The sequence below is a fragment of the Megasphaera sp. DJF_B143 genome, from assembly GCF_900320625.1.
GTDB classification, from domain to species: Bacteria; Bacillota; Negativicutes; order Veillonellales; family Megasphaeraceae; genus Megasphaera; species Megasphaera hexanoica.
In genome coordinates this window covers 1-3,816 of the sequence record NZ_ONTA01000294.1, presented here as the reverse complement: position 1 = coordinate 3,816, position 3,816 = coordinate 1, and the positions used below count along the sequence as shown (strand labels likewise).

Below are 3,816 nucleotides of genomic sequence, written 5' to 3'. Positions count from 1 at the left end.
TTGGTTCTGGCTATGGCCTTCCCGCTACCGGGCGACCTAGGGACTTTCACCCATTAGAGTGCGCCCATGCCGGGCGCACCGAAAAAAGAGCTGTCCCTAAGACAGCCCTTTCATTTCTCTTATACTCTTTTAATCTTCAAGCCATTCACCGGTAAAGGTAACGGCGGCCGGACCCGTCATATATACGTTGCCATCTTCTTCATTGTATTCAATATGAAGCGTACCCAGATATAACTGGACATCGACACTGCGTCCGGTAAAGCCATTGAGGAAAGAACCGACTGCACAGGCGCAGGAACCGGTCCCGCAGGCCAGAGTAGCGCCAGCGCCGCGTTCCCATGTATGGACTTTGATTGTATGGTCATCAATGACCTGTACAAAATTCATATTCGTCTTACGGGGAAAAGCTTTGTACGTTTCAAATTTAGGCCCCAGTTCGGGAAGATTGACGGCTTCGACATCTTTGACGTAGGTCATCGTGTGGGGTACGCCCATGAGAAGGCTGGTAATATGATAGGTTTTGCCATCGATTTCAACGGGTTCATCAATGACGGGGCCTGCCGGGCCTTCCATAGGAATCTGGGCACGGTCTGTAAACGGTTTACCCATATTGATGGTGACCAGGCTGACCTGACCGTCATTCCCAACAGTCACTTTCGGTTTCATAATGCCTGCCAATGTTTCTACAGCAAATTCTTTCTTCTGGATAATGCCGTGATCATACACATATTTGGCAAAGCAGCGGATACCATTACCGCACATTTCCGCTTCACTGCCATCGGCATTGATGATCCGCATGCGTACATCGGCTATATCGCTGGGAACGATCACGATGATGCCATCAGCGCCAATTCCCGTATGAGGAGCACACATCTTTCTGGCAAGACCGGAAAAATCTTTATCGGCGCCATTTTTATCTTCCAGAAATACGAAATCATTGCCTAAGCCGTGCATTTTTACAAATTTCATAGGATATACCTCCCAAACTCTATCTATTCCTATACAGACACATTCACTTTTTCTTGAAATCTCACAACCAGTATTATACAATAACCGAAAGTGACAAGTATATGTAAATAATGCTATATATATTGCAAATACTGTTTAGTCGAAGAAAATACATTCATTAAAAAAAAGGAGAAAGTGATGGCAGAAAAAACAGGATATCTTCATGAAAAGTTTCGGTTGTTCCACGTCTGCGATAAAAAGGCCTGGACCTGTCCGTACCATTATCACGACTTCGATAAAATCACGCTGTTCCTACAGGGACATGTCACATACGATATTGAAGGCACATCGTATGTACTGCAGCCCTTCGATGTCGTCGTCATTCCTGCCGGTCAGATTCACCGTCCGGTCATCGCCGGTGATGCCGTCTATGAACGGATCATCGCCTATTTGTCTCCTTCCTTTATTGATACCTTTGCCCGCCGCGGTTTTCCCGTCCTTCCTGTATTTCAAACACCTTCACCGATTCTGCGTCAGCATCAGGAAGCAGGCAGCGTATACAGTACAGCCTGCCGGCTCCGCCAGGCCTGGATGGTCAGCGGAACAGCCGGTGATATCCTGAAAGAAGCCATATTTACGGAATTTCTCATATATCTTACCCAGGCCGTCAACGAAAAGAAAATAGGCTATGTCCATCAGAACAAAAAAAATGAAAAAATCATACAAGTCATGGATTATATAACCGCCCATCTGACAGAAAAACTGACCATTCCATCTATTGCCCAGGCCTGTTTTCTCAGTCCGGATTACATTATGCATCTGTTTAAAGAAGAAACGGGACTTTCCATCGGCCAGTATATAACGACGAAACGGCTGCAAAAAGCCCGCCACCTCATCGAAGAGGGGCGGGCTCTCACGACCGTATGTTACGACTGCGGTTTCACTCATTATTCCACGTTTTACCGGGCCTGGAAAAAGCAATATGCCATTGCTCCCAAACACGGCAATCAAATCCTCAATTCAGATTTTACGGAATAATCTCAGATACTATGGATATGTCAGCGGTTGCGGTTGAAATTGATAAGGCATCCGGCTTTGACGATTTCTTTTTCCGTATCCGTCATAGGCGCAATGTAGAGATCCATCTCTTTCCACGATCCGACGACGTAAGCCCTGATATGCTGCAGATCACCGGAAAGGGCCTGACGTACATTAGGAATGAAGATGTAATCGCCCACTTCAAATTCCGGTTCTCCCCGCATCTGGAACGGCAGCATACCCCAGTTCATGACATTGGAACGATATCGTTTTGTCGCATATTCCTGACAGATATTGGCCAGTCCTCCGAGGACGCGCTGGCAGCTGGCTGCCTGTTCACGGGCAGAACCGTCACCGGGACGGGTACAGTAAATCATACTGCCGATTTCCGTCGTCTTCATGGAAGCTTTCGGAAAGTGCTGACCGATTTTTTCATAAACAGCTTTTATATCAGAATCTACTCCTGCCGGGCATTGTCCGGAAAGACGTGCCAGTTCCAGTTTCCGGACCTCTTTGGCCCGTCCTACGTATGCCGGATCCCGGCGGGATAAAGTAAATTCAGCCAGTCCCAGAGGATTGGAACGGTATGAACTCGTTTCGCCAGACGGAATCAGTTCGTCTGTCGTCGTGACCGCATCAGTGATTTTGGAACATACCCGGAGAAGGATATCATCAGCAAGCGATTCCATAGCCGGCCAGTCTTTGATGTTCGGGCCATAAATGAGATCTGCACTGGTTTCCGCTTTGCCAAATCCGTGGTATACGCGGGCTGCATAGGCACTGTCATCATAGTCATAAGGAGGTACTTCATAGTCATCAGCATACACTTCAGCTGATGTGAGGACACCGCCATTGGCAGCTGTTGCCGCAATAGAACGGGCATCCATCAGCGCCACGGCAGAAAACTGTCCCTGACCGGGCTTACTGCCTTCACGGTTCGGGAAATTCCGCGTCGTATGACGGATACTGAGTGTATTATTAGCTGGCGTATCGCCTGCGCCAAAGCAGGGACCGCAGAACGCTGTCTTAAAGACAGCCCCCGCTGCCAGAAGTTCTGAAACGGCGCCTTTTTTTACGAGGTCCATATAGACCGGCTGGCTGGACGGATACACATCGAGAGAAAATACGCCATTGCCACACGACGCGTTTTTCAAAATGTGAGCTGCTGCCATGACATTGACATAGTTGCCTCCGGCACAACCGGCTATGACGCCCTGCTGGACATGCAACCGGCCATCGACGAGCTTATCGGTCAGACTGAAGGGAATATCCCTGTCTCCGATGAGTTCCTGTGCCCGTTTTTCTGCTTCCCTCAGAATATCACCGGCATTCTGATTGAATTCGTCGATTTCATAGGCATTGCTCGGATGGAATGGAAGGGCAATCATCGGTTTGATCGTTGAAAGATCTACTTCGACAAACCCATCATAATATGCCACATCAGACGGATTTAATTCTTTATACGCATCGGGACGCCCATGCTGGGTAAGATAAGCTTTCGTATCGTCGTCAGTACGCCATACGGATGACAGACACGTCGTTTCTGTCGTCATGACATCGACACTGTTGCGGTAATCCGTCGTCATAGAAGCGACACCCGGTCCGACAAATTCCATGACCTTATTTTTGACATAGCCGTTTTTGAACACGGCACCGACAATGGCAATCGCAATATCATGGGGCCCTACGCCGGGACGGGGACGGCCCGTCAGATATACGCCGACGACACCGGGATAGGCAATATCATAGGTGTCACAGAGAAGCTGTTTGACCAGTTCACCGCCACCTTCCCCCATAGCCATCGTCCCCAGGGCACCATACCGGGTATGG

3 protein-coding genes are annotated in these 3,816 nt (G+C 48.7%); 1 reads left to right on the top strand and 2 read right to left on the bottom strand.

Annotation, left to right across the window (positions count from 1 at the left end; genetic code table 11):
* Positions 1–129: 129 nt before the first annotated feature.
* Positions 130–969: a diaminopimelate epimerase gene (gene dapF, locus DBO31_RS08550; RefSeq protein ID WP_059076210.1), complete on the bottom strand. Its 840-nt coding sequence runs from the start codon at positions 967–969 to the stop codon at positions 130–132.
* A 177-nt stretch (positions 970–1,146) separates the two neighbouring features.
* Here dapF and DBO31_RS08545 point away from each other — a divergent pair, with 177 nt between their 5' ends.
* Entirely contained in the window at positions 1,147–1,986 is an 840-nt protein-coding gene (locus tag DBO31_RS08545; protein WP_150824938.1) for an AraC family transcriptional regulator, read from the top strand.
* A gap of 20 nt (positions 1,987–2,006) precedes the next feature.
* Here the strand turns inward: DBO31_RS08545 and DBO31_RS08540 are convergent.
* On the bottom strand, positions 2,007–3,816 hold a 1,810-nt coding region (locus DBO31_RS08540; RefSeq protein WP_150824937.1), incomplete at its 5' end, for a hydratase.

Excerpts from the sequence above, each read along its gene's own strand:
- dapF (WP_059076210.1), bottom strand. The coding sequence starts at position 969 with ATGAAATTTGTAAAAATGCACGGCTTAGGCAATGATTTCGTATTTCTG.
- DBO31_RS08545 (WP_150824938.1), top strand. The coding sequence starts at position 1,147 with ATGGCAGAAAAAACAGGATATCTTCATGAAAAGTTTCGGTTGTTCCAC.